Below are 21,848 nucleotides of genomic sequence, written 5' to 3' on the forward strand. Positions count from 1 at the left end.
GCCTCCCCGCTGCGCACGCGAAGGAGTCATCCCATGCACACCGACCGGATCATGAGCACCGATCAGATCGTCCGCACGTTCGTCGAGTACTACGAGGAGCGCGGCCACCGCCGGATCACCGGCTCGACCCTGCTGCCGCCGCCCGGGGATCCGGTGCTGTTCACCACCTCGGGCATGCACCCGCTCACCCCGTACCTCGAGGGGCGCCCGCACCCGCTCGGCAGGCGGCTGGTCAACGTCCAGCGCTGTCTGCGCACCACGGACCTCGACGAGGTCGGCGACAGCACCCATCTGACCGTGTTCGAGATGCTCGGCACCTGGTCGCTCGGCGACTACGAGGGCCCGTCGAGCCTCGAGTGGGGCTACGGGCTGCTCACCGAGGGGTTCGGCGTCGATCCGGGCCTGCTCCATGTCACGGTCTTCGGTGGCGACGACCGGACCGGCCCGGACACCGCCTCCCTGGAACTGTGGCAGGGGCACGGGGTGCCGGTGGAGCTCACCGTCGAGGACAACTGGTGGTCCAACGGACCGACCGGCCCGTGCGGCCCCGACTCGGAGATCTTCCTGTGGACCGGCGACACCCCGCCGCGGTCCACGCCGACCGGGGACGACCGCTGGGTGGAGGTGTGGAACCACGTGATGATGCGCCATCGACGGCTCGCCGACGGTTCACTCGTGCCGCTCCCTCAGCGCAATGTCGACACCGGACTCGGCCTGGAACGGCTGGCCTCGCTGCTGCAGGACCGGACGTCGGTGTTCGAGTGCGACGTCTTCGACCCCTGGCGCCGCCTCGTGCCGGCCCTGTGGCCGTTGGACGAACCGTCGCTGCGCCTGGTCTACGACCACCTGCGCTCGGCCGTCGTGGTGATCGGCGACGGGACGCTCCCGGCCAACACCGGCCGCGGCTACGTGCTGCGCCGGCTGATCCGGCGGGTGCTCACCGTGTTGCGGCGGGACGATCCGTCGCGCGGCCTGGGGGACCTGCCGGACGAGCTGGTCCGGCACACCCTGGACCACTTCCGGCAGGAGATGGACCCCGACACCGTGCACCGGGTGCTGCTCGAGGAGGAGCACCGCTTCGGCCGGCTTCTGGAGCGCGGCCGACAGGTGCTGGCCCGGCCCCGGTTCCGTGGCCTGCTGGGCGAGGAGGACTTCCACTACCTCCACGACACCCACGGCCTGCCGCGCGACCTCGTCCTGAGCCTCCGGCCGGAGTGACGTGCCGACACGAGAATCGGTGTGCGGAGTCATGGTGGCGTCACCCACTCTTCATCCGGAAGCTCTGTATAAACATGCGAAATCTCGTATATACTTCCACGTCATTGGTGTACGCGTGTTCGGCGCCCGGCCGACGACGACCTAGGAGCCCCTCATGGCCATCGACCTCACCGGTCGCCCTTTCCTCAAGGAGCTGGACTTCGCCCCCGAGGAGTTCCGCGGCCTGGTGGAGCTGGCGGGCGAGCTGAAGGCGGCCAAGAAGGCGGGCGCCGAGGTGCGGCGGCTGGCCGGCCGGAACATCGCGCTGATCTTCGAGAAGACCTCGACCCGCACCCGTTGCGCCTTCGAGGTCGCCGCCGCGGACCAGGGCGCCTCCACGACCTACCTCGACCCTGCCGGTTCCCAGCTCGGCCACAAGGAGTCGGTCAAGGACACCGCCCGTGTGCTGGGCCGCATGTTCGACGGCATCGAGTACCGCGGGACCGGCCAGGAGGTCGTCGAGGAGCTGGCGGCGCACGCCGGGGTCCCGGTGTGGAACGGGCTCACCGACCAGTGGCACCCCACCCAGATGCTCGCCGACGTCCTCACCATGACCGAGCACTCCGGCCGCCCGGCCGGCGACACCGCCGGCATCGCGTACGCCTACCTCGGCGACGCCCGCTCCAACATGGGCAACTCCCTGCTGGTCACCGGGGCCCTGCTGGGCATGGACGTGCGCATCGCCGCCCCGAAGGGGTTGTGGCCGGACGAGTCCGTCGTCGCCGAGGCGCACCGGCTGGCCGCCGCCACCGGTGCGCGCGTCACGCTCACCGAGGACGTCGCCGAGGGGGTGTCGGGCGCGGAGTTCGTCCACACCGACGTCTGGGTCTCGATGGGTGAGCCCAAGGAGGTCTGGGACGAGCGCATCGCGCTGCTCGGCCCCTACGCCGTGACCGCGGACGTCCTGCGGGCGACGGGCCGGGCGGACGTGAAGTTCATGCACTGCCTGCCGGCCTTCCACGACCTCGGCACGAAGGTGGGCCGGGAGATCCACGAACGGCACGGCCTGACCTCGCTGGAGGTCACGGACGAGGTCTTCGAGTCGCCGCACTCGGTCGTCTTCGACCAGGCGGAGAACCGGATGCACACCATCAAGGCGGTCCTCGTGGCCACCCTCGGGGGCGCGACGCATATCGCGTAGTCGTGACGGCGGTCACGAAGGGGTGATAACTTCGCGGTGAAGGCAGTCTGCCTCCCCCGCGAAGGAGGACACGCCCATGAGCCCCTACCGAGGCTCCGCAGGCCGCACCGAGGAATGGCGGCACCTGCGGGTGGACCGGGCCGACGGCGTCGTCACCGTCACCCTCGACCGTCCGGACAGGCTCAACGCGCTCACCTTCGGCGCCTACGCCGATCTGCGCGACCTGCTCACCGAACTGCCGCACCACGGCGACACCCGCGTCCTCGTGCTCGCCGGCGCCGGCCGCGGCTTCTGCTCCGGCGGCGACGTCGATGAGATCATCGGTGCGACCCTCGCCATGGGCGCGGGCCAACTGCTGGACTTCACGCGGATGACCGGGCAGGTCGTCCGGGCCATCCGCGAGGCGCCCTTCCCGGTGATCGCGGCGGTGCACGGCGTCGCGGCGGGCGCCGGTTCCGTCATCGCCCTCGCCTCGGACTTCCGGGTGGTCGAACGCTCCGCCCGCTTCGCCTTCCTCTTCACCAAGGTGGGCCTGGCCGGCGCCGACATGGGCGCCGCCTATCTGCTGCCCCGCATGGTGGGCCTCGGCCACGCCACCCGGCTGCTCATGCTCGGCGACACGGTCGGCGCCGCCGAGGCCGACCGCATCGGCCTGGTCAGCGAACTCGTCGACGAGGGGCAGGCCGACGCGAGCGCCGCCGCCCTGGCCAAGCGCCTGGCCGCCGGGCCCGCGCTGGCGTACCAGCAGACCAAGGCGCTGCTCACCGCCGAGCTCGACATGCCGCTGGCCGCCGCCGTGGAGATGGACGCCGCCACCCAGGCGCTGCTGATGACCAGCGCCGACTACGCCGAGTTCCACGCGGCGTTCACCGAGAAGCGCAGCCCCAACTGGAAGGGCCGGTAGCCGTGCGGGTGGCCATCATCGGCGGCGGCCCGGGCGGGCTGTACGCGGCCGCGCTACTCAAGCGCCTCGACCCCGAGCGGTCCGTCACCGTCTGGGAACGCGGCGCCCCGCAGGACACCTTCGGCTTCGGTGTCGTGCTGTCCGACGAGACGCTCGGCGGCATCGAGCACGCCGACCCGGTCGTCTTCCGCGCGCTGGAGGGCGAGTTCACCCGCTGGGACAACATCGACGTCCACCACCGCGGACGGGTCGTGACCTCCGGCGGCCACGGCTTCGCGGCCGTGGACCGGCGCCGGCTGCTCACGATCCTGCACGACCGCTGCCGCGCCCTCGGCGTGACGGTCCGCAGCCGTGAACTCGCCCCCGCCGCAGCCGAACTGGCCCGCACCCATGACCTCGTCGTCGCCGCCGACGGCGCCAACAGCGCCACCCGCGGCGCCCACGCCGCGTCCTTCCGCCCCACCCTGACCGGCCACGGCTGCCGCTACATCTGGCTCGCCACCGACCTGGCCCTGGACGCCTTCCGCTTCGAGATCGTGGAGACCGAGCACGGGATCATGCAGGCCCACGCCTACCCCTACCGGGCCGGCGCCGCCACCTTCATCGTCGAGATGCGCGAGGACGTCTGGCGGCGCGCGGGCCTGGACCGCGCGGACGAGACGGAGTCCATCGCCCGCTGCGAGAAGATCTTCGCCGACGCCCTCGGCGGCCACTCCCTGCGCGGCAACCGCTCCCGCTGGGGCGCCTTCACCACGGTCGTCAACGAGCGCTGGCGGCACGAGAACATCGTGCTGCTGGGCGACGCCGCGCACACCGCGCACTTCTCCATCGGCTCCGGCACCAAGCTCGCCATGGAGGATGCCCTCGCACTCGCCGCTTCCCTGCGCGAACAGCCGGACATCCCGGGGGCGCTGGCCGCGTACGAGGCCGAGCGCAGGCCCGTCGTCGCCAGCACCCAGCGGGCGGCCCGGGCGAGCCTGGAGTGGTTCGAGCACCTGGAGCAGTACGCGGCGCAGCCGCCGCGGCAGTTCGCGTTCAACCTGCTCACCCGCAGCCGTCGCGTCACCCACGACAATCTGCGGCTGCGCGACGCGGATTTCGCCGCCGCCGTGGAGCGGGACTTCGGCACCGACCCGGACACCCCGCCGATGTTCACGCCGTTCACCCTGCGCGGGCTGACGCTGCGCAATCGCGTCGTCGTCTCCCCGATGGACATGTACTCGGCCGGCGACGGCGTCCCCGGCGACTTCCACCTCGTCCACCTGGGCGCCAGGGCGCTGGGCGGCGCCGGTCTGGTCATGACCGAGATGGTCTGCGTCAGCCCCGAGGGTCGCATCACCCCCGGCTGCGCGGGCCTGTGGAACGACGAGCAGGAGGCGGCCTGGCGCCGCGTCACCGACTTCGCGCACACCCAGCCCGGCGCCGCGATCGGCCTCCAGCTCGGCCACAGCGGCCGCAAGGGCTCCACCCGCCTGATGTGGGAGGGTATCGACCAGCCGCTCCCGTACGGCAACTGGTCACTGGCCGCGCCCTCCCCGCTGCCGTACCGCCCCGGCACCAGCCAGATCCCGCACGCCCTGGACACGGATGGACTCGCCCGCGTCCGCGAGCAGTTCACCGAGTCCGCGCGGCGCGCCGCCCGGGCCGGCTTCGACCTGCTGGAACTGCACTGCGCCCACGGCTATCTGCTCTCCGGCTTCCTCTCCCCGCTCACCAACCGCCGCACCGACGCCTACGGCCGCGGCCTGGCCGGCCGGTTGCGCTTCCCGCTGGAGGTCTTCGACGCCGTACGCGAGGTCTGGCCGGCGGACCGGCCCATGACGGTGCGCATCTCCGCCACCGACTGGGCCGAGGGTGGCACCACGGCCGAGGACGCCGTGGAGATCGCCCGCGCCTTCGCCGACCACGGCGCCGACGCCATCGACGTCTCCACCGGTCAGGTCGTCCACGACGAGCGGCCCGACTTCGGCCGCTCCTACCAGACCCCGTTCGCCGACCGCATCCGCAACGAACTCGGCGTCCCCGTCATCGCCGTCGGTGCCATCTCCTCCTGGGACGACGTCAACTCCCTGCTCCTCGCGGGCCGCGCCGACCTGTGCGCGCTGGCCCGCCCGCATCTGTACGACCCCCACTGGACCCTGCACGCCGCCGCCGAACAGGGCTACTCCGGCCCCGGCGCCCCGTGGCCGCTCCCGTACCAGGCGGGCAGCCGCAAGCCGCCCACCGGGCGCACGGACGCGCCGAGGCCACGCCTGACGCTGGACGTGTGACGTAGGGCGTGCGTCAGGCGAAGACGGACGTGTCAAGGGAGAACGCGAACGGCTCGGGGAGGTCGAGTTCCTTCCCGAACAGGACGCGGACGTCCTGGCGGTAGTCCCCGTCGGCCGGCTCGCTGTAGAGGGTGACGGTGCCCTCGGTGCGGTCCACCAGCAGGTAGAAGGGGATGCCGGCGGCCGCGTAGCCGCGCCGTTTGGGGCCGCGATCCTTGTCCGGGCGGGTCGATGTGACCTCGACGGTCATGACGACTCCCTCGGGCGCTGCCCAGGCGTCCAAGCCGCGGAAGAAACGTCGCGGAGCCACAGTGGCGTCTGGGATGAAGCGGCCGAGGGGGGTGATCAGTCCCTTCGTGCCGGCGCCGTAAAGGTCCGCTGAGGATTCCCTGGCGATCTGCCAGAGCAACTCCCCTACGGCGTCCTCGTGGTCTCCGTCGGGCGGCGGGGTCACGACGATCTCCCCCTCGATCAGCTCGGCGCGGTACCCCTCGGGCACCGTGAGGTCGAGGAAGGCGGCCAGCACGGCGTCGCCGCCGGAGTCCGGGCGTTCGGTCGCGGGCAGTGCCATGTCGCGTACCTCCTCGATCGTCATGGTTCCGCTCCGATGTGGTCAGGTTATGCCCGGCCGGGTGGCGGGGGCACGCGTCCTGTCAACGATCACCCGCGGCGTCGGTCACGTCATGCGATCAGCGGACCGGCGGGGAACGCCACGCCCGCGTCCCGGAGCCGGTCGTGCAGGGCGTGGAAGACCTCGGCGCTCCTGCCGCCCGGCCAGTCGGGCGGCAGGAGGGCAGGGGCCAGACCGGGGTCGGCGTAGGGCAGTCGGCGCCAGGAGTCGAGGGCGCGGAGGTAGTCGGCGAAGGCGTCCTTCGCCGGGGTGGTGCGGCGGGCGGTCCAGCGGCGCAGGACGGGCTCATGGGCGTCGAGGAAGGCGAGGTGGAGCTTGGCGATGCCGTCCAGGTCCCACCACCGGCGCACCGCGGCGGCCGTCGGCTCGAAGCCCAGGTGGGTGCCCGTGAAGAGGTCCACATAGGTGTCCAGGCCGAGGCGGCGCAGGGTGTGCCCGGCCTCGTCGTACAGCCGGGCGGGGGCGATCCACACGCCGGGGGCGGCGGTGCCGAAGCCGAGGCGGGCCAGCCGGGAGCGCAGCAGATGCCGCTTGTGGCGCTCGCTCTCGGGGACCGAGAAGACCGCGAGCACCCACTGCTCGCCGGGCGCATCGTCGTCCTGGCGGCCGTAGATGCGCCGGTCACCGTCGGCGAGCAGTTGCCGCGCGTCGTCGGACAGGGCGTACCCGGCGGCGCCGTCGACCCGGTCGGGGGCGAGCAGGCCGCGCCGCTTGAGCCGGGAGACCGCGGAGCGGACCGACTGCGGGTCGACGTCCAGTGCGCCCATGAGCCGGATCAGTTCGGCGACCGGGATGCGGCCGTCCCACTCGCCGGTCCGCCCATAGGCGCCGAAGTAGGTCACGATCAGCGAACTGGGAGTGTGCTCTGTCACGCGATCAATGTAGGTCGCGCAGCCGGAAGCGTTGCAGCTTCCCCGTCGGCGTGCGCGGAAGGGCCTCCAGGAAGCGGATCTCGCGCGGGCACTTGTAGCCCGCGATCTCCTCCTTGACGAAGGCGCGCAGCGCCTCGGCCGTTCCCGTGCGCCCGTCGTGCGGCAGCCCGTCGCGCAGGACGACGAAGGCCCGTACGACCTGCCCGCGGCCCTCGTCCGGCACGCCGATCACCGCCGCCTCCCGGACGTCGGGGTGGCGCAGCAGGGCCTCCTCGACCTCGGGGCCCGCGATGTTGTAGCCGGCCGAGATGATCATGTCGTCGGCGCGGGCCACATAGCGGAAGTAGCCGTCGGGCTCGCGCACATAGGTGTCGCCGGTCAGGTTCCAGCCGCCGCGCACGTAGTCGCGCTGCCGTTCGTCCGCCAGGTAGCGGCAGCCGGTGGGGCCGCGCACGGCGAGCAGCCCCGGTTCGCCGTCCGGCAGCGGCGTGAGCGTCAACGGGTCGACCACGCGGGCCTCGTAGCCCGGCACGGCGATCCCGGTCGTGCCGGGCCGGATCGCCTCGTCGGCGGCGGAGATGAAGATGTGCAGCATCTCGGTGGCGCCGATGCCGTTGATGATGCGCAGCCCGGTCGCCTCGTGCCAGGCCCGCCAGGTCGCCGCCGGCAGGTTCTCGCCCGCGGACACGCAGCGCCGCAGCGAGGACAGGTCGTGCTCGCCCGGCAGTTGCAGCATCGCCCGGTACGCGGTGGGCGCCGTGAAGAGCACGCTGACCCGGTGGGTGCCGACGGCCCGCGCCAGTTGCTCCGGCCCGGCCTGCTCCAGCAGCAGCGTCGACGCCCCGGCCCGCAGCGGGAAGACGACGAGCCCGCCGAGCCCGAAGGTGAAGCCGAGCGGCGGGCTGCCCGCGAACACGTCGTCCGCGCGCGGTCGCAGGACGTGCGCCGAGAAGGTGTCGGCGATGGCGAGCACGTCGCGGTGGAAGTGCATACAGCCCTTGGGCCGGCCCGTCGTCCCCGAGGTGAAGGCGATGAGCGCGACGTCGTCCGCGGAGGTGGCCACGGCCTCGAAGCGCTCCGGCTTGGCCGCCGCCAGCCGCAGCAGGTCGTCGGACGCCTCCCCGCCGTACGTCGCGATCCGCAGCCCCGGCACCTCGGCCTTGGCGAGGTCGTCCACCGACCGGATGTCGCACAGCGCGTGCCCCACGGCGGCGAGGCGGCAGATCGTCGCCAGCTCCTGGGCGCGGTGCGCCGCCAGCACGGTGACCGCGACGGCCCCCGCCTTCATCACCGCGAACCAGCACGCCACCAGCCACGGCGTGGTCGCCCCGCGCAGCAGCACGCGGTTGCCGGGCACCACGCCGAGGTCGTCGGCGAGCACGTGCGCGATGCGGTCGGCGGTGGCGCGCAGGTCGCCGTACGACCAGACCTCGCCGTCCGGCATGCGCAGGCAGGGCGCGTCGGGGGAGCCCCCGGCGAGCAGTTCGGCGCCGCAGTTGAGCCGGTCGGGGTAGGCCAACCCAGGGAGGTCGCAGGAGAGGACGGGCCACTGGTCACGCGGCGGGAGGTGCTCCCGCGGGAAAGTGTCCACGTGTGCGGATGGCAGCAGGTCCATGGCGGGTTCGCCCCTCGTTGGCACCTGGTTGCGGACGGATTCAGCGTAACGTGTTTGTGACGGCAGTCAACGGTACGCGATACGGGAGGTGCCCGGTGGCATCGTTCGCGCTCGACCCGGAACAGCTCAAGTGGTGCGCGCAGGTGCGCGAATGGGCCGCGGAGCGGCTGCGGCCGTTCGCGGAGGCGGGTGAACCGGGCCGCGTCAACCGCCCGTTGCTCGCCGCACTCGGCGAACTCGGCCTGCTCGCACCCCTCTTCTCCGGCACCGCACTCGACCTGTGCCTGCTGCGGGAGTCCCTGTCCCGTGAGTGCACCGAGGCCGAGACCGCCCTCGCGCTGCAGGGCCTGGGCGCGCACGCCCTGCTGGGGTCCCCGGAACTGGCCGCCCGCTGGATCCCGCGCGTCGTCTCCGGCGAGGCGGTCGCCGCCTTCGCGCTCACGGAGCCGGAGGCGGGCTCGGACGCCGCGGCCCTCGAACTGGCCGCCGACAGCGCTCCGGAGGGCGGCTGGCGGCTCACCGGCGAGAAGTGCTGGATCTCCAACGCCCCCGACGCCGACCTCTACACCGTCTTCGCCCGGACGACCCCGGGGGCAGGAGCCCGCGGCGTCACCGCCTTCGCCGTGCCCGCCGACCGTCCCGGACTCGGCGGGCAACGGCTCGACATGCTCTCCCCGCATCCGATCGGCCGGCTGCGCTTCGACGCCGTACCGGTGGGGGAGGGCGACGTGATCGGCGAGGTGGACCGCGGCTTCCGCGTCGCCATGACCACCCTCAACCGCTTCCGGCCCAGCGTCGGGGCCTTCGCCGTCGGCATGGCCCAGGCCGCGCTGGACGCGGCCACCGCCCACGCCGCCTCCCGCACCGCCTTCGGCGGCCCCCTGAAGGACCTCCAGTCCGTCTCCCACAGCCTCGCCGAGATGGCCACCCGCACCGAGGCCGCCCGCCTGCTGGTGTACGCGGCCGCCGAGGCGTACGACGCGGGTTCGCCCGGTACGGCCCGCAGCTCCGCCATGGCCAAGCTCTTCGCCACCGAGACCGCCCAGTTCGCCGTGGACAGCGCCGTCCAGATCCACGGCGCCCGCGCGCTGGAGCGCGGCCATCTGCTCGAACACCTCTACCGCGAGGTCCGCGCGCCGCGTATCTACGAAGGCGCCACCGAAGTCCAGCGGTCGATCATCGCCAAGGAGCTCTTCGCATGACCCTGCATCGCGTCAACCCGCCAGAACTCTCCCCGCCCACCGGCTTCAGCCACGCCGTGACGGCGACCGGCCGCACCCTGGTGCTCCTCGCGGGCCAGACCGCGCTCGACGGCTCCGGGAAGATCGTCGGGGACACCCTCCCGGACCAGTTCGAGCGGGCCCTGACCAATCTCCTCACCGCGCTCCGCGCCGCCGGCGGCACGCCCGCCGACCTCGCCCGCCTCACCGTCCACACCACCGACGTAGCGGCCTACCGCGCGCACGCTCCCGAACTGGGCCGCGTCTGGCGGGCCCTGGCCGGCCGGGACTATCCGGCCATGGCCGTCATCGGCATCACCAGGCTGTGGGACGAGGAGGCCATGGTCGAGCTCGACGGCCTCGCGATGCTGCCGTAGCGGCCGCGGCCCGCGCGGGCCGAGGGCTGTCCACGGCCCTCACGTCACGTCGAGCTCCGCGCGTCTGCGCCGCAGGAAGGCCTGCTCGGCCGCGTTGCCGGTGCGCGCGATCGCCGCCTCGTACGCACGGGCGGCCTCGGGGGCGCGGCCGAGGCGCCGGAGCAGGTCCGCGCGGACGGCGTGCAGGACGGAGTAGCCGTCGAGCGCCAGGTCGTCGACGAGGGCCAGCGCCGCCGCCGGGCCGTCCACCTCGGCGACGGCGACGGCCCGGTTGAGGGCGACGACCGGGCCGGGGGCGATGGCCATGAGCTGGTCGTACAGGGCCAGGACCTGGACCCAGTCGGTCGCCGCGGCCGTCGGCGCGTCACTGTGCACGGCGTTGATCGCGGCCTGGATCTGGTAGGGGCCCGGCCGGCCGCGGCGTAGGCAAAGGCGGACGAGAGCCTGCCCCTCGGCGATCAGTTCGCGGTCCCAGCGGCCGCGGTCCTGCTCGTCGAGGGGGACCAGGACCCCGTCGGCGGCGGTGCGGGCGGGCCGGCGCGCCTCGGTGAGGAGCATGAGCGCGAGCAGTCCCAGCACCTCGGGCTCGTCGGGCATCAGCGCGGCGAGCAGCCGCCCCAGCCGTACCGCCTCGGGGCACAGGTCCCCGCGCGTCAGTTCTTCGCCGGAACTCGCCCGGTAGCCCTCGTTGAAGATCAGGTAGACCACCGCGAGCACCGGCCGGAGCCGGTCGGGGAGGTCCGCCTCGGCCGGGACCCGGTACGGGATGCGCGCGTCGCGGATCTTGCCCTTGGCCCGGACCAGGCGCTGCGCCATGGTGGGCTCGGGGACCAGGAAGGCGCGGGCGATCTCGGCGGTGGTGAGCCCGCCGAGCAGCCGCAGTGTCAGGGCGACCTGTGCGGCGGGGGCCAGGGCGGGGTGGCAGCAGGTGAAGATCAGGCGGAGCCGGTCGTCGCGCACGGGACCCTCCTCGGCCGGTTCGTCGCGGTCGTACAGCAGCGCGGCCTCGGCATGCCGGTCCTCGCGGGTCGCCTCGCGGCGCAGCCGGTCGATGGCCCGGTTGCGCGCGGTGGTGATGATCCACCCCGCCGGGCTCGGCGGCACCCCCGTGGACGGCCAGCGCCGCAGGGCCGTCGTGAAGGCGTCCTGGACCGCCTCCTCGGCGATGTCGATGTCGCCGAAGCGGCGGACCAGGACGGCCACCGCGCGTCCGTACTCCGCGCGGAAGACGCGCTCGATCTCGGCGGCGGGGGCCGGCGTGCCGCTCGTCAGTGCCCGGCCTCCCCGGCCTCCCCGGCTCCGTCCGGTTCGCCGGCGAACGGCCGCACCTCGATGGGCAGCGTGGTCGCGCGGGCGAGTTCGCGGCCCCAGGCCAGCGCGGCGTCCAGATCGGGCGCGTTGACGACGGTGAACCCGCCGAGGTACTCCTTGCCCTCCAGGAAGGGCCCGTCGGTGGTCAGCATCCCGCCGTCCGTCAGCCGCACGACGGTCGCCGTGCCGGGCGAGTTCAGCCCTCCGGAGAAGACCCAGGCGCCGGCGGCCCGCATCCGCGCGTCCACGGCGTCGACGTCCCGCATGATCCCTTCCAGGACCTCCGGCGGGGGAGGGGTGCCCTCCGGCTGGTACACGCTGAGCAGGTACTGCTTCATGGCGGTCTTTCCTGTCGTCGGCCGCCGGCTTCGGTACCGGCGTCTCACCTTCTGTACGAACGGGCCCGGCCCGGATCGACATCCGCCGCCGCCCGGTTTCCGCGCGAGCCCTCCGCGGCCCCGCCCTCCCCTTCCCTGCCCTCCTCCCCGGTCCCGGACGCGCCGATGCCCCGCCGGTCGGCCGAACGGGGGACCGGCGGGGCATCGCGGGGGTGCGGCGTCAGCGCTTCGGCGCGGACACCTCGTCACGGAGCCGGGACAGGATCTGCGCCGCGTGGTCGAGACCGGCGGCCTCGCAACGGGCGATGGCGGCGCCGAGCCGGGCACGGGCCGCGGCGGGCGACTCCAGGCCGTTGGCCTCGATGAGCGCCGCGACCCGGACGGCCTCGGCGCGGGGCGCTTCGCCGGCCGGCCCGCCCGCGTCGTGGGCGGTGATCGCCCGCTCCATCTCGGCCAGGGCCTCGGGGAAGCGCTCGGCCGCGGCGAGGGCGCGGCCCCGCTGGTAGTGCGTGACGCCGCTCTCGTACCACAGCGCGATGTCCTCGGCGCCCTCGTCCACGACCGCCAGCAGTTCCTCGGCCTCGCGGAGATGGCCCAGCGCCGTGTCGAGGCCCTCGGCGCCCTCGGACGCCATGGTGTACGCGGCGAACCGCCGCATCATCTCCGCCACCATGGGCGCGTTGGGGGCCTTGCCGTGCGAGGCGACGGCCCGTTCGTACGCGGACCGGGCCGCGTCCGGGCGTTCCGCCTCCAGCAGCGCGACCGCGGCCTCCGAGGCGGCGAGCGTGTGCGTGAACTGCTCCTCCCACGGGGCGACCAGGTCCGCCAGGAGCAGGAACTGCTCGGCGGCGGAACGGTGTTCCTCCAGCTCCCGCAGCCCCCGGGCCAGGCTCAGCCGCGCTTGGGCGAGCACGCGTTCGTCGGTGCCGGCCGGGACGTCGTCCGTGACCAGGAGGGACTCAAGGACGGCCACGGCGTCGGCCTGCCGGTCGGCGCGGGCGAGGACGTCGGCCAGCTCCAGCCGCACCTCGACGGCACCGGCGGCGTCGTCCTCCCGTTCCAGCCTGGAGGCGCCCTCGGACAGATGGCGTACGGCGCCGGCCAGGTCGCCCGCGTGCGAGAGGGCGTGACCGAGCATCGCGTGCGTGCGCGCCACAGGGAAGGCGGTGTCGCCGTGCGCGGCCGCCGCCGCGAGCGCCATGCGCAGGTGCTCCACGGCCTCGTCGGGGCGGTGCTGCTGCATCAGGATCTGGCCGAGCAGTCCGTGCGGACGCTGCGCGCGCCAGGGCGCCCCGGCACTCTCGATGGCCTCCAGCGCGGCGCGCAACTCCCGCTCCGCGCCGTCGAAGTCCCCGGAGCGCGCCGTCAGATCGCCCACGTACAGGCGGACGTTGATGGCCCGCTGCGGCACACCGAGCCGTGTGGCCTCCGCGATGGCCTCCTGGGCGGTGGCCCGGAAGCGCGACTCCACCTCCGCAGGGATGTCCGGGAGTGCCGCGGCGGCCTCGGTGTACGCCAGGAAGGCGCGGCACTGCAGCACGATGCAGTAGGACCGCCGGTCGTCCTCCGCACCGTCCTCAGACCTGTCCTCCGACCCGTCCTGCCACGTGTCCTGCGGCAGTTCGCGTGCCCGCGCCAGGACGGCGTCCAGCTCCGCCCACCCCTCGGCGCTCTCCTCGCCGGGGGTGACCCCGACCGAGGCGCGTCGTGCCCTGGCCGCCAGGGCCCGCCACTCGGCGCCCGCGCGGCCGAACAGCTCGATCGCCTCGGTCAGCGCCTCCCGGATCACGGGGCGGTCCGGCCCGTCGGCCAGGTCCGAGGCCGTGAACGCGCGCTGCTCGGCCAGTTCGGCCCGCAGCACCTCCTCCGGCCCGAGCCGCGGGTCGTGCGTGTGGTCCCCGGCCTCGACGCGTTCGGCGATCCGCTGCCAGAGCCGGTCGTCGCCGGGACGCGCTTGCGCGGCGTGCGCGCGGGCCAGCTCGACCAGTTCAACGAAGTCCTCGGGGATCGCCTCCACCGGCGCCGCCGGCCGTGGCGGGGTCGCGGGAGCGCCCGTCGCGGACGGTACCGCGGCCGTGCGCAGGCCCAGCTCCAGCGGCTCGGCGAGCAGCGGCCGCCGCGCGAGCCGCGCGCGCCGCCGGTCGCCCACCGTCGTGGTGCCGTTGCGGCCGTCGAAGGCCGCGGTCAGCGCGTCCGCCTCCCGCTCGACGTAAGCCAGCAGAGTCTGCGCCGTCCAGTTGCGGCCCAGCGGCCCGGACACGGGGACGGCGGAGTGGCCGTCCTCGGTCAGCCGCCGCAGCAGGACCTGCACCCCGGTGAGGAAGCCGAGGAGCGACAGCGGCGCCCCGGTGGTCTCGAAGAGCGGACGGCTCTCCGCGAGGATCTCCAGGGCGCGGCCCTCGTTGCCGGACAGCGCGCAGAACTCCAGGTGCAGCCCGACCTCCTCCGCCATGCCGATCTGGCCCCGGACCCTCCGGTAGCCCGACAGGTGGTACGAGCGGGCCTCCTCGGTGCGTCCGAGGCGCAGCAGCGGCAGCAGGGCGTGGGCCTGGCTGACCCAAGGCTCCTCCTGGCAGCTCTGCCCCCCGTCGAGCACCGGCTGCCAGGTCTCCAGCGCCCGGCCGTCGTCGCCCGCGACCAGGTGGTGCAGCGCCCGGTGCCGGGTCTCGCACGCCTCGCAGTCGCTCAGCGCCTCCCGCTGCCGGGTGGCCCACAGGTCGAACGCGTGCTCCGGGTCCAGGCCGGTGTGGGCGGCGACCCGGTGCCGCATGGCGGCGACGGGCTGGAGCCCTTGCTCCGCGTCGCGGTAGCGGTCGCGCATCTGGCCGATCCAGCCGTGGATCGTGGCCAGCGGCACTTCGGGCACCTGGAGCAGGGAGGTCGCCACCCACTTGTGGCGCCACAGGACCTGGCGGGCCTCCCACTCGCTGAAGGAGCCGGGCACCTCGTCCCACAGCTTCAGCACACGGGCGAAGACGACCGGCGACTTGCGGTGCTCGGCGGCGTACTCGTACGCCGACATCAGCTCCAGCAGCGCCGTGACCAGAGCCTCCTTCTCGTCGAACTGCTCGGCGGCCTCGACGAGTTCCTCGGCCGTCACCGTCCGGGGGAGCCCGTAGGGGCGCTCGTTGTTCTCACGCAGGGCCTCGAAGACGGCCTCGGGGGTTTCCAGCATCACTGCTCCTTGGCGTCCGGCCCGGGCGCGGGGGTGTCCTGGTCGTGCATGGCGTGGGTGAGCAGGCCGATGAAGGCCCGGTTGAGCAGGGCGCTCTCGGAGGCCTTCAGCGGGCGGCGGGTGAGCAGCAGCGCCTGCCCGTACAGCGCCTCGGCGGTGGTGACGGCCAGCCCGCGTTCGGTGACGGTGGCGGCCCGGCGCACCAGCGGGTTGAGGTGGTTGAGGACCAGCTGGGCCCGCGGCGCCTCGGCCTTGAGCGAGCCCAGGATGTCCGCCCACAGCCCGTCGCTGCCCTCGGCGACACCGGCCCGGGTGCGTTCGTGGCGGGCCTCGCGGTTGTCCAGCAGCAGCGCGGGCGCGGTGACGGGCTGGAAGGCCCGCAGCACCACGTCGCAGTCGTACGTCCCGACGACCTCGCGGGCGACGGCGAGGAAGGCGGCGGCGGCGAGTTCGGCCCCGGAGTCGACGGGGTCGAGGTGGGCGGTCACCGTCGCGGGGTCCAGGTCGGTGACGGTGGTGCCGGGTCGGATCTCCGGCAGCCGGTGCACCAGGTCCCGGTCGTAGGTGTAACCGCCGTTGACGACGCCGAGTCCGGCCGCCGCCGCGATGGGCGCGACCTGCCGGAACTCGTCCACGCTCCGGGTGACCAGCACCGTCGGGTGGGCGCGCGCGAACTCCTCCAGGGTGACGTTGCCGTCCGTGGTCTCGAACGGCAGCCAGGGCAGGAGCATCCGCAGCAGGTCGTCGTCGTAGCGGGCGAGCGCCTTGACCGCGAGGTGGTGGCTGTCGATGAAGCGCTGCAGCAGCGCCGGGTCGCTGGCGGCGAGTTCGGTCAGCCAGTCGCGGATGCGGACGCCCAGGGCGTCGCGGACGGCGGCCAGCGTCTCGTCCTCGTACAGCGCCTCGCGGGAGGCCGTCGGGCGCAGGCTGGTGACGTCCACGACGCAGCGGACGAAGAAGGCCCACTCCGGGAGGAGTTCGGCGGCCTGGTCCGACAGGAGCATGCCCTTCAGGTGCACCCGGTGCCCGGCGCGCTCCGAGGGGTTGACGGCGGTGGGCAGGACGTACGCCACGCCGCGCAGCCCGGCGACGGGCAGGTCGAGGTCGATGGTGTCCAGGGGCGTGAAGCCGAAGGTGGTGCGGCAGTGCTCGGCCAGTGCCTCGCGGCGGGCCAGCGGCGAGCCGTGGCGGCGCTCCCAGGGCGGGGTGTCGTTGATCCGGGTGGTCTCCCCGCCCGGGTCGACCACGGTGACCTCGTGGCGGAGCAGGCTGCCGTAGTGCCGGGCGAGCGAGGTCACCCGGTCCGGCCGCGTCCACTCGCTGCCGTCGGCGCGCGGCGTCAGCGTCACGCGCGTGCCCGGCTCGGGCATCGCGTCGGCGGGCAGCGTGCGGATGGTGTAGCTGCCGTCGGAACGGCCGCGCCACTCGACGGCCGGGGCACCGGGGACGGCGGCGTGACGGCTCAGGACGGTGATCTCGTCGGCCACGACGAAGCAGGCCAGCAGGCCGATGCCGAACTGCCCGATGAAGTCGCCGCGGGCGGCTTCCAGTTCACCCTCGGCGGCGCGCTTGGAACTGCGCCCGATGGTGGCGAGGAAGGTGTGGACGTCGGTCTCGCTCAGACCGACACCGGTGTCGGTGACGGTCAGCGAGTCACCGGTCGTCACGGTGATCCGGGCCGGGGCGCCCGGCTGGAGCGCCTGCCGCGCGGTGATCGCGTCGACGGCGTTCTGCAGCAGCTCGCGGAGGTAGACACGCGGGCTGGAGTAGAGGTGGTGGGACAGCAGGTCGACCAGGCCGCGCAGGTCGACCTGGAACGTGTGGGCTGTCGGGGACGGGGAGTGGGACACGTGGATGGCCTTCTCGATCGGCGCGCCGGCGAGCGTGTGCCGTCCGGCACGGCACGGGGTGCGGAGTGCGGCGGCGGGGTCCTAGTGGCGGCCGGCGCCGGAGCGCAGGGCGCGGTAGGGCACCCGCGGGTCGCCTCCGTTGATGTACTGCCACGGGGAGCGGGTGACGAGGCCGCGGGTCGCGGCGAAGGCCGCGGCGGCCGCCCGCTTCTCCCCGGCGAGGGCGAAGGCCATGGCGAAGGCGTTGTAGCACTCGACGGCCTCGATCCGGCCGGCGAAGCCGGGGTGGCGGATCGACCGGTCGGCGGCCTCGTGGAGCTCCCGGCGCACGCGGTCCTGCATGATGTAGGCGCTGTCGGCGCCCTGGTCCAGGTGCAGCCAGTGCTCCAGGTGCGCGATGGCCACGAGCATGCCCAGCGGCCCGCCCTCCGGCCCGTTCTCCATCGACTCCCGCGCGAAGGCGTGCATCTCCTCGTGCGAGCCGCTCCACTTGGCGCACACCTGCTGCAAGTGCTGCTGGTGCGCGCCCAGATGGCCGGGCACGCGGCGCACGGAGGCCTCGAAGCGCAGGCGCGCGAGGTCCGGGCCGATTTGCAGGCCCCGCCCGCACATCTGCAGGAAGTACCAGGGGGAGGCCCACCCGGGTTCGAGCTCGGCCGCCCGGTACAGCAGGTCCTCCGCGGTCTCCAGGCGCTCGTGGAAGATCCGGAACTGCTCGCGGGAGACATGCGAGGCGCGCGCCCCCGTGCGGGCCTCCCACGCCCAGCTCACCCCGCGGGCGCCCGCCACCAGCAGGGCGAGTCCCGAGTCCCCCTCGGCCTCGACGACCTTGGGCATCCACTGCTCGTACCCGGCGACGTCGGTCGCCGCCACGATGAGCCAGCTGCGCTCCCAGTCGTCCGCGACCGCGGACAGCTGTGCCCGCATCGCGGGCCAGTCGCCCGCGGCGGCGGACGCGAGCAGCCGCGCACGGTCCGGGTTCCCGTGTGCCGGGTCCAGCCGTGCCGGCGGGCGCGGCGCCCACCGTCTCAGTGAGAACGCCGACGCGCGTTCCCGCATCCCGTCCGATGCGGTGCTGCCGGCACGTTGACCGACTTGTCGGACTTGTCGGACCTGTCGGACCGCTGTCATGAAGACCCCCTCCTGGCCTGGCCTTTTCCCCCCGGGCCATGATCCGGTGACCGCAGCATGATTATCACGGCGGGTTCGGCGAGGGCCAAGGGGTTCCGGGTTGCCGGGAGGGGGCCCAAGGCGGCGGGGTCAGATGTCGCGGAACGTCTCGATCTGCGCCCCGATCGAGTTCAGCCGCTCCGCCAGTTCCTCGTAGCCGCGGTTGATGACGTACACGTTCCGCAGGACCGACGTGCCCTCGGCGGCGAGCATCGCCAGCAGGGTGACCACGGCGGGCCGCAGCGCGGGCGGGCACATCATCTCGGCGGTGCGCCAGCGGGTGGGGCCCTCGACCAGGACGCGGTGCGGGTCCAGGAGCTTGACGTTGGCGCCGAGGCGGGTCAGCTCGGTGAGGTAGATGGCGCGGTTGTCGTAGACCCAGTCGTGGATGAGGGTCGAGCCCTGCGCGGTCGCGGCGATCGCGGCGAAGAAGGGCACGTTGTCGATGTTGAGACCCGGGAAGGGCATCGGGTGGATCTTGTCGATGGGGGAGCGCAGCTTGGAGGGGCGCACCGTGAGGTCGACCAGCCGGGTGCGGCCGTTGTCGGCCTTGTACTCGGCCGTGCGCTCGTGGTCCAGGCCCATCTCCTCCAGGACGGCGAGCTCGATCTCCAGGAACTCCACCGGCACGCGGCGGATCGTGAGCTCGGACTCGGTGACCACGGCCGCGGCGAGCAGGCTCATCGCCTCCACCGGGTCCTCCGAGGGCGCGTAGTCCACGTCCCGGTCGATGTGGGTGACGCCGTGCACGGTCAGCGTGGTGGTGCCGATGCCGTCGACCCGCACCCCCAGCTCCTCCAGGTAGAAGCACAGGTCCTGGACCATGTAGTTGGAGCTGGCGTTGCGGATGACGGTGACGCCGTCGTGCCGGGCGGCGGCCAGCAGAGCGTTCTCGGTCACGGTGTCGCCGCGTTCGGTCAGCACGATGGGCCGTCCGGGGGTCACCGCGGGGGTGACCCGGGCGTGGTACATGCCGCTGGTGGCGGTGACCTCCAGGCCGAAGTGGCGCAGGGCCGTCATGTGCGGCTGCACCGTGCGGGTGCCCAGGTCGCAGCCGCCCGCGTACGGGATGCGGAAGCGGTCGGTGCGGTGCATCAGGGGGCCGAGGAACATGATGACGCTGCGTGTGCGCCGCGCGGCCTCCATGTCCATGGAGTCCAGCTCCAGCGCGGCCGGAGGCACGATCTCCAGGTCGTTGCCGTCGTTGATCCAGCGGGTGCGCACCCCGATGCTGTTCAGCACCTCCAGGATGCGGTACACCTCCTCGATCCGCGCGACGCGGCGCAGGGTGGTCCGCCCGGAGTTCAGCAGCGTGGCGCACAGCAGCGCGACGCACGCGTTCTTGCTCGTCTTGACGTCGATGGCGCCGGACAGCCGGCGTCCGCCGACGACTCGCAGGTGCATCGGGCCGGCGTACCCGAGGGAGACGATCTCGCTGTCGAGCGCTTCACCGATTCGGGCGATCATCTCAAGGCTGATGTTCTGGTTTCCGCGTTCAATACGGTTCACCGCGCTCTGACTGGTGCCGAGCGCCTCCGCCAGCTGGGATTGTGTCCAACCCCGGTGCTGGCGGGCGTCACGGATGAGTTTGCCGATACGTGCGAGGTAGTCGTCTCCCATGGGGCGAGGGTATCTCACATATGAGATGGCAGCCCGCGTTCCAAGTCGAGCAGGTACCTCTTTCGGCCGAGGCCGCCCCCGTAACCGGTCAGGCTCCCCGAGGCGCCGATCACCCGGTGGCAGGGCACGACGATGCTGATCGGGTTCCGCCCGTTGGCGAGCCCCACGGCACGTGAGGCGCCGGGGCTGCCCAGCTTGTCGGCCAGCCCGCCGTACGTCATGACGGTGCCGTACGGGATCTCCCGCAGGGCCGCCCAGACGCGCTGCTGGAACGGCGTGCCCCGCATCGCGAGCGGAACGTCGAAAGTGGTCAACTCGCCCGCGAAGTAGGCCCGGAGCTGCTCGGCGACCTGCGCGAAGGGAGCCTCCGCGGGGTCGCGGCGCTCGCCGAAGGTCTCCATCGGCGGGTGGTGCCGCTGCTCGGTCATGTAGAGACCGGACAGGACGCCGTCGGTCGCCACCAGGGTCAGCGGCCCGACCGGGCTGTCGGTCGAGGCGTGTGTGCAAAGGGACATGACGATTACTCAGTTCTCTTCCGAGGGGATGGAGTTGATCGCGTGGTCGCCGGTGGCCCACAGGTGCTGGACGGCGTATGCCCGCCAGGGCCGCCACGCGGCGGAGCGCCGGACCAGGGCGGCGGGGGTCACCGGAAGGCCCAGCGAACCCGCCGCGAGCCGTACGCCCAAATCGGTGGGAAGGAAGGCGTCGGGGTCGCCGAGCGCGCGCATCGCGACCGCCTCGACCGACCATGGGCCAAAGCCCGGCAGGGCGGCCAGTTGCCCGCGCGCCTTGTCCCAGTCGCTGCCGACGTCCAGGTCGAGTCCGCCCTCGGTGAGCGCCTCCACCAGGCCGGTCAGCGTGGCCCGTCGCGTCCGCGGCATGGCCAGCCGTTCCGGGGCCAGTGAGGTGAGTGCCCAGGGCGATGGGAAGAGGTGGGTCGGGCCGCCCCCGGGGTCGGCGACCGGCTCACCGTGGGCTGCCACCAGACGCCCGGCCAGGGTGCGCGCCGCCGCCGTGGACACCTGCTGTCCCAGCACCACGCGCACCGCGAACTCCGCGCCGTCCACGGTGCGCGGCACCCGGCGGCCCGGGCTCTTGTCCACGTACGGGGCGAGCAGCGGGTCCTCGCGCAGCAGCCCGTCGACCGCGACCGGGTCGGCGTCCAGGTCCAGCAGCCACCGGCAGCGGCTGATGGCGTGCGACAGGTCGCGCCAGTCCGTGAGCGACAGCCGGCACCCGATGTGCCCGGCCTCCGGCCGCAGGGCCACGATCCCGTGCCCGTACGGCAGGCGCAGCGTGCGGCGGTAGGCGCCGCCGCGCCACTCCTCCACGCCGGGTACCGCGGTCGCGGCCAGGTGCCCGAAGAGGTTGTCGGGGCACAGCGGGGTCCGGTATGGCAGCCGCAGTGACAGCGTTCCGGAGACGTCGGGGGTGGCCGCCGTCCGCTGCCGCCCCGTCCGGACCCGCAGTTCGCTCGGCGTCAGCGCGAAGACCTCGCGCACGGTGTCGTTGAAGGTGCGGATGCTGGAGAAGCCCGCGGCGAAGGCGACGTCGCCCATCGGCAGCGCCGAGGTCTCGATGAGCAGCCGGGCGGTCTGCGCCCGCTGCGCCCGGGCGAGCGCCAGCGGACCCGCCCCGAGCTCGGCGAGCAACTGCCGCTCCACCTGCCGGGTGCTGTAGCCCAGCCGCGCCGCCAGGCCCGGGACGCCGTCGCGGTCCACGACCCCGTCGGCGATCAGCCGCATCGCGCGGGCCACCAGGTCCGCCCGCTCGTTCCACTGGGGAGAGCCGGGACTGGCGTCCGGACGGCACCGCTTGCAGGCCCGGAAACCGGCCTGCTGGGCGGCCGCCGCACTCGGGTAGAACGACATGTTCTGCGGCTTCGGCGGGTGCGCGGGACAGCCCGGGCGGCAGTAGATGCGGGTGGTCAGCACCGCGGTGAAGAACCACCCGTCGAAGCGGGAGTCCTTCGACTGCACGGCACGCACACAGCGTTCGAAGTCCTCATGCACACCACCCAGCATCCGTGGCCCGGGGCCCGGGGGCTAGCGAGATTCCGACATGGTGGTGGCGGGACGTCCCTGTCGGAAATCCGCC

Annotated in this window: 17 protein-coding genes; 6 read left to right on the forward strand and 11 right to left on the reverse strand. The window is 73.4% G+C overall.

Features of this window, described 5'->3' with window-relative positions; all coding sequences use genetic code 11:
- Positions 1-51: 51 nt before the first annotated feature.
- From ACFWVC_RS20120 to ACFWVC_RS20135, 4 genes are all read left to right on the forward strand, one after another.
- Positions 52-1,218, forward strand: a complete 1,167-nt coding sequence (locus ACFWVC_RS20120; protein WP_384287451.1) for an alanine--tRNA ligase-related protein — start codon at positions 52-54, stop codon at positions 1,216-1,218.
- Between the two features lie 154 nt (positions 1,219-1,372).
- A complete protein-coding gene (gene argF / locus ACFWVC_RS20125; protein WP_384287405.1) occupies positions 1,373-2,398 on the forward strand; it encodes an ornithine carbamoyltransferase in 1,026 nt (341 codons plus the stop codon).
- Positions 2,399-2,474: 76 nt separating this feature from the next.
- Positions 2,475-3,302, forward strand: a complete 828-nt coding sequence (locus tag ACFWVC_RS20130; RefSeq protein ID WP_384287409.1) for an enoyl-CoA hydratase family protein — start codon at positions 2,475-2,477, stop codon at positions 3,300-3,302.
- 2 nt (positions 3,303-3,304) lie between these two features.
- Positions 3,305-5,572, forward strand: coding sequence for a bifunctional salicylyl-CoA 5-hydroxylase/oxidoreductase (locus ACFWVC_RS20135; protein WP_384287414.1), 2,268 nt, complete (start codon positions 3,305-3,307; stop codon positions 5,570-5,572).
- A 13-nt stretch (positions 5,573-5,585) separates the two neighbouring features.
- On the opposite strand, the gene ACFWVC_RS20140 is transcribed toward ACFWVC_RS20135, so the two are convergent.
- The 3 genes from ACFWVC_RS20140 to ACFWVC_RS20150 form a co-directional block, all read right to left on the reverse strand.
- A complete protein-coding gene (locus tag ACFWVC_RS20140; protein ID WP_384287418.1) occupies positions 5,586-6,167 on the reverse strand; it encodes a Uma2 family endonuclease in 582 nt (193 codons plus the stop codon).
- A gap of 86 nt (positions 6,168-6,253) precedes the next feature.
- Positions 6,254-7,075 carry a PaaX family transcriptional regulator C-terminal domain-containing protein gene (locus ACFWVC_RS20145; protein WP_384287421.1) on the reverse strand — a complete coding sequence of 274 codons (822 nt, stop codon included), beginning with the start codon at positions 7,073-7,075 and terminating at the stop codon, positions 6,254-6,256.
- Positions 7,076-7,079: 4 nt separating this feature from the next.
- On the reverse strand, positions 7,080-8,690 hold the full coding sequence (locus ACFWVC_RS20150) for an AMP-binding protein (protein ID WP_384287423.1): 1,611 nt from the start codon (positions 8,688-8,690) through the stop codon (positions 7,080-7,082).
- Between the two features lie 95 nt (positions 8,691-8,785).
- Here ACFWVC_RS20150 and ACFWVC_RS20155 point away from each other — a divergent pair, with 95 nt between their 5' ends.
- Both ACFWVC_RS20155 and ACFWVC_RS20160 read left to right on the forward strand, forming a co-directional pair.
- A complete protein-coding gene (locus ACFWVC_RS20155; RefSeq protein ID WP_384287425.1) occupies positions 8,786-9,892 on the forward strand; it encodes an acyl-CoA dehydrogenase family protein in 1,107 nt (368 codons plus the stop codon).
- Positions 9,889-10,287: a RidA family protein gene (locus ACFWVC_RS20160; protein WP_384287427.1), complete on the forward strand. Its 399-nt coding sequence runs from the start codon at positions 9,889-9,891 to the stop codon at positions 10,285-10,287. The genes ACFWVC_RS20155 and ACFWVC_RS20160 overlap by 4 nt, the downstream gene beginning before the upstream one ends.
- A gap of 39 nt (positions 10,288-10,326) precedes the next feature.
- On the opposite strand, the gene ACFWVC_RS20165 is transcribed toward ACFWVC_RS20160, so the two are convergent.
- From ACFWVC_RS20165 to ACFWVC_RS20200, 8 genes are all read right to left on the reverse strand, one after another.
- Entirely contained in the window at positions 10,327-11,559 is a 1,233-nt protein-coding gene (locus ACFWVC_RS20165) for an RNA polymerase sigma factor (RefSeq protein WP_384287453.1), read from the reverse strand.
- Positions 11,556-11,936, reverse strand: a complete 381-nt coding sequence (locus tag ACFWVC_RS20170) for a YciI family protein (protein WP_384287455.1) — start codon at positions 11,934-11,936, stop codon at positions 11,556-11,558. Before ACFWVC_RS20170 ends, ACFWVC_RS20165 begins: the two co-directional genes overlap by 4 nt.
- Positions 11,937-12,156: 220 nt before the next feature.
- Positions 12,157-15,111 carry a hypothetical protein gene (locus ACFWVC_RS20175; protein WP_384287429.1) on the reverse strand — a complete coding sequence of 985 codons (2,955 nt, stop codon included), beginning with the start codon at positions 15,109-15,111 and terminating at the stop codon, positions 12,157-12,159.
- Positions 15,111-16,961, reverse strand: coding sequence for an HSP90 family protein (locus ACFWVC_RS20180; RefSeq protein WP_384287431.1), 1,851 nt, complete (start codon positions 16,959-16,961; stop codon positions 15,111-15,113). Before ACFWVC_RS20180 ends, ACFWVC_RS20175 begins: the two co-directional genes overlap by 1 nt.
- An 81-nt stretch (positions 16,962-17,042) precedes the next feature.
- Positions 17,043-18,020, reverse strand: a complete 978-nt coding sequence (locus tag ACFWVC_RS20185; RefSeq protein ID WP_384287433.1) for a hypothetical protein — start codon at positions 18,018-18,020, stop codon at positions 17,043-17,045.
- 201 nt (positions 18,021-18,221) lie between these two features.
- A complete protein-coding gene (locus ACFWVC_RS20190) occupies positions 18,222-19,751 on the reverse strand; it encodes a helix-turn-helix domain-containing protein (protein ID WP_384287435.1) in 1,530 nt (509 codons plus the stop codon).
- Between the two features lie 14 nt (positions 19,752-19,765).
- Positions 19,766-20,266: a methylated-DNA--[protein]-cysteine S-methyltransferase gene (locus tag ACFWVC_RS20195; RefSeq protein ID WP_384287437.1), complete on the reverse strand. Its 501-nt coding sequence runs from the start codon at positions 20,264-20,266 to the stop codon at positions 19,766-19,768.
- 9 nt (positions 20,267-20,275) lie between these two features.
- Positions 20,276-21,763: an AlkA N-terminal domain-containing protein gene (locus tag ACFWVC_RS20200; RefSeq protein ID WP_384287440.1), complete on the reverse strand. Its 1,488-nt coding sequence runs from the start codon at positions 21,761-21,763 to the stop codon at positions 20,276-20,278.
- Positions 21,764-21,848: the final 85 nt, after the last annotated feature.

The sequence above is a fragment of the Streptomyces sp. NPDC058691 genome (genome assembly GCF_042714775.1).
In the GTDB taxonomy this organism is placed as follows: domain Bacteria; phylum Actinomycetota; class Actinomycetes; order Streptomycetales; family Streptomycetaceae; genus Actinacidiphila.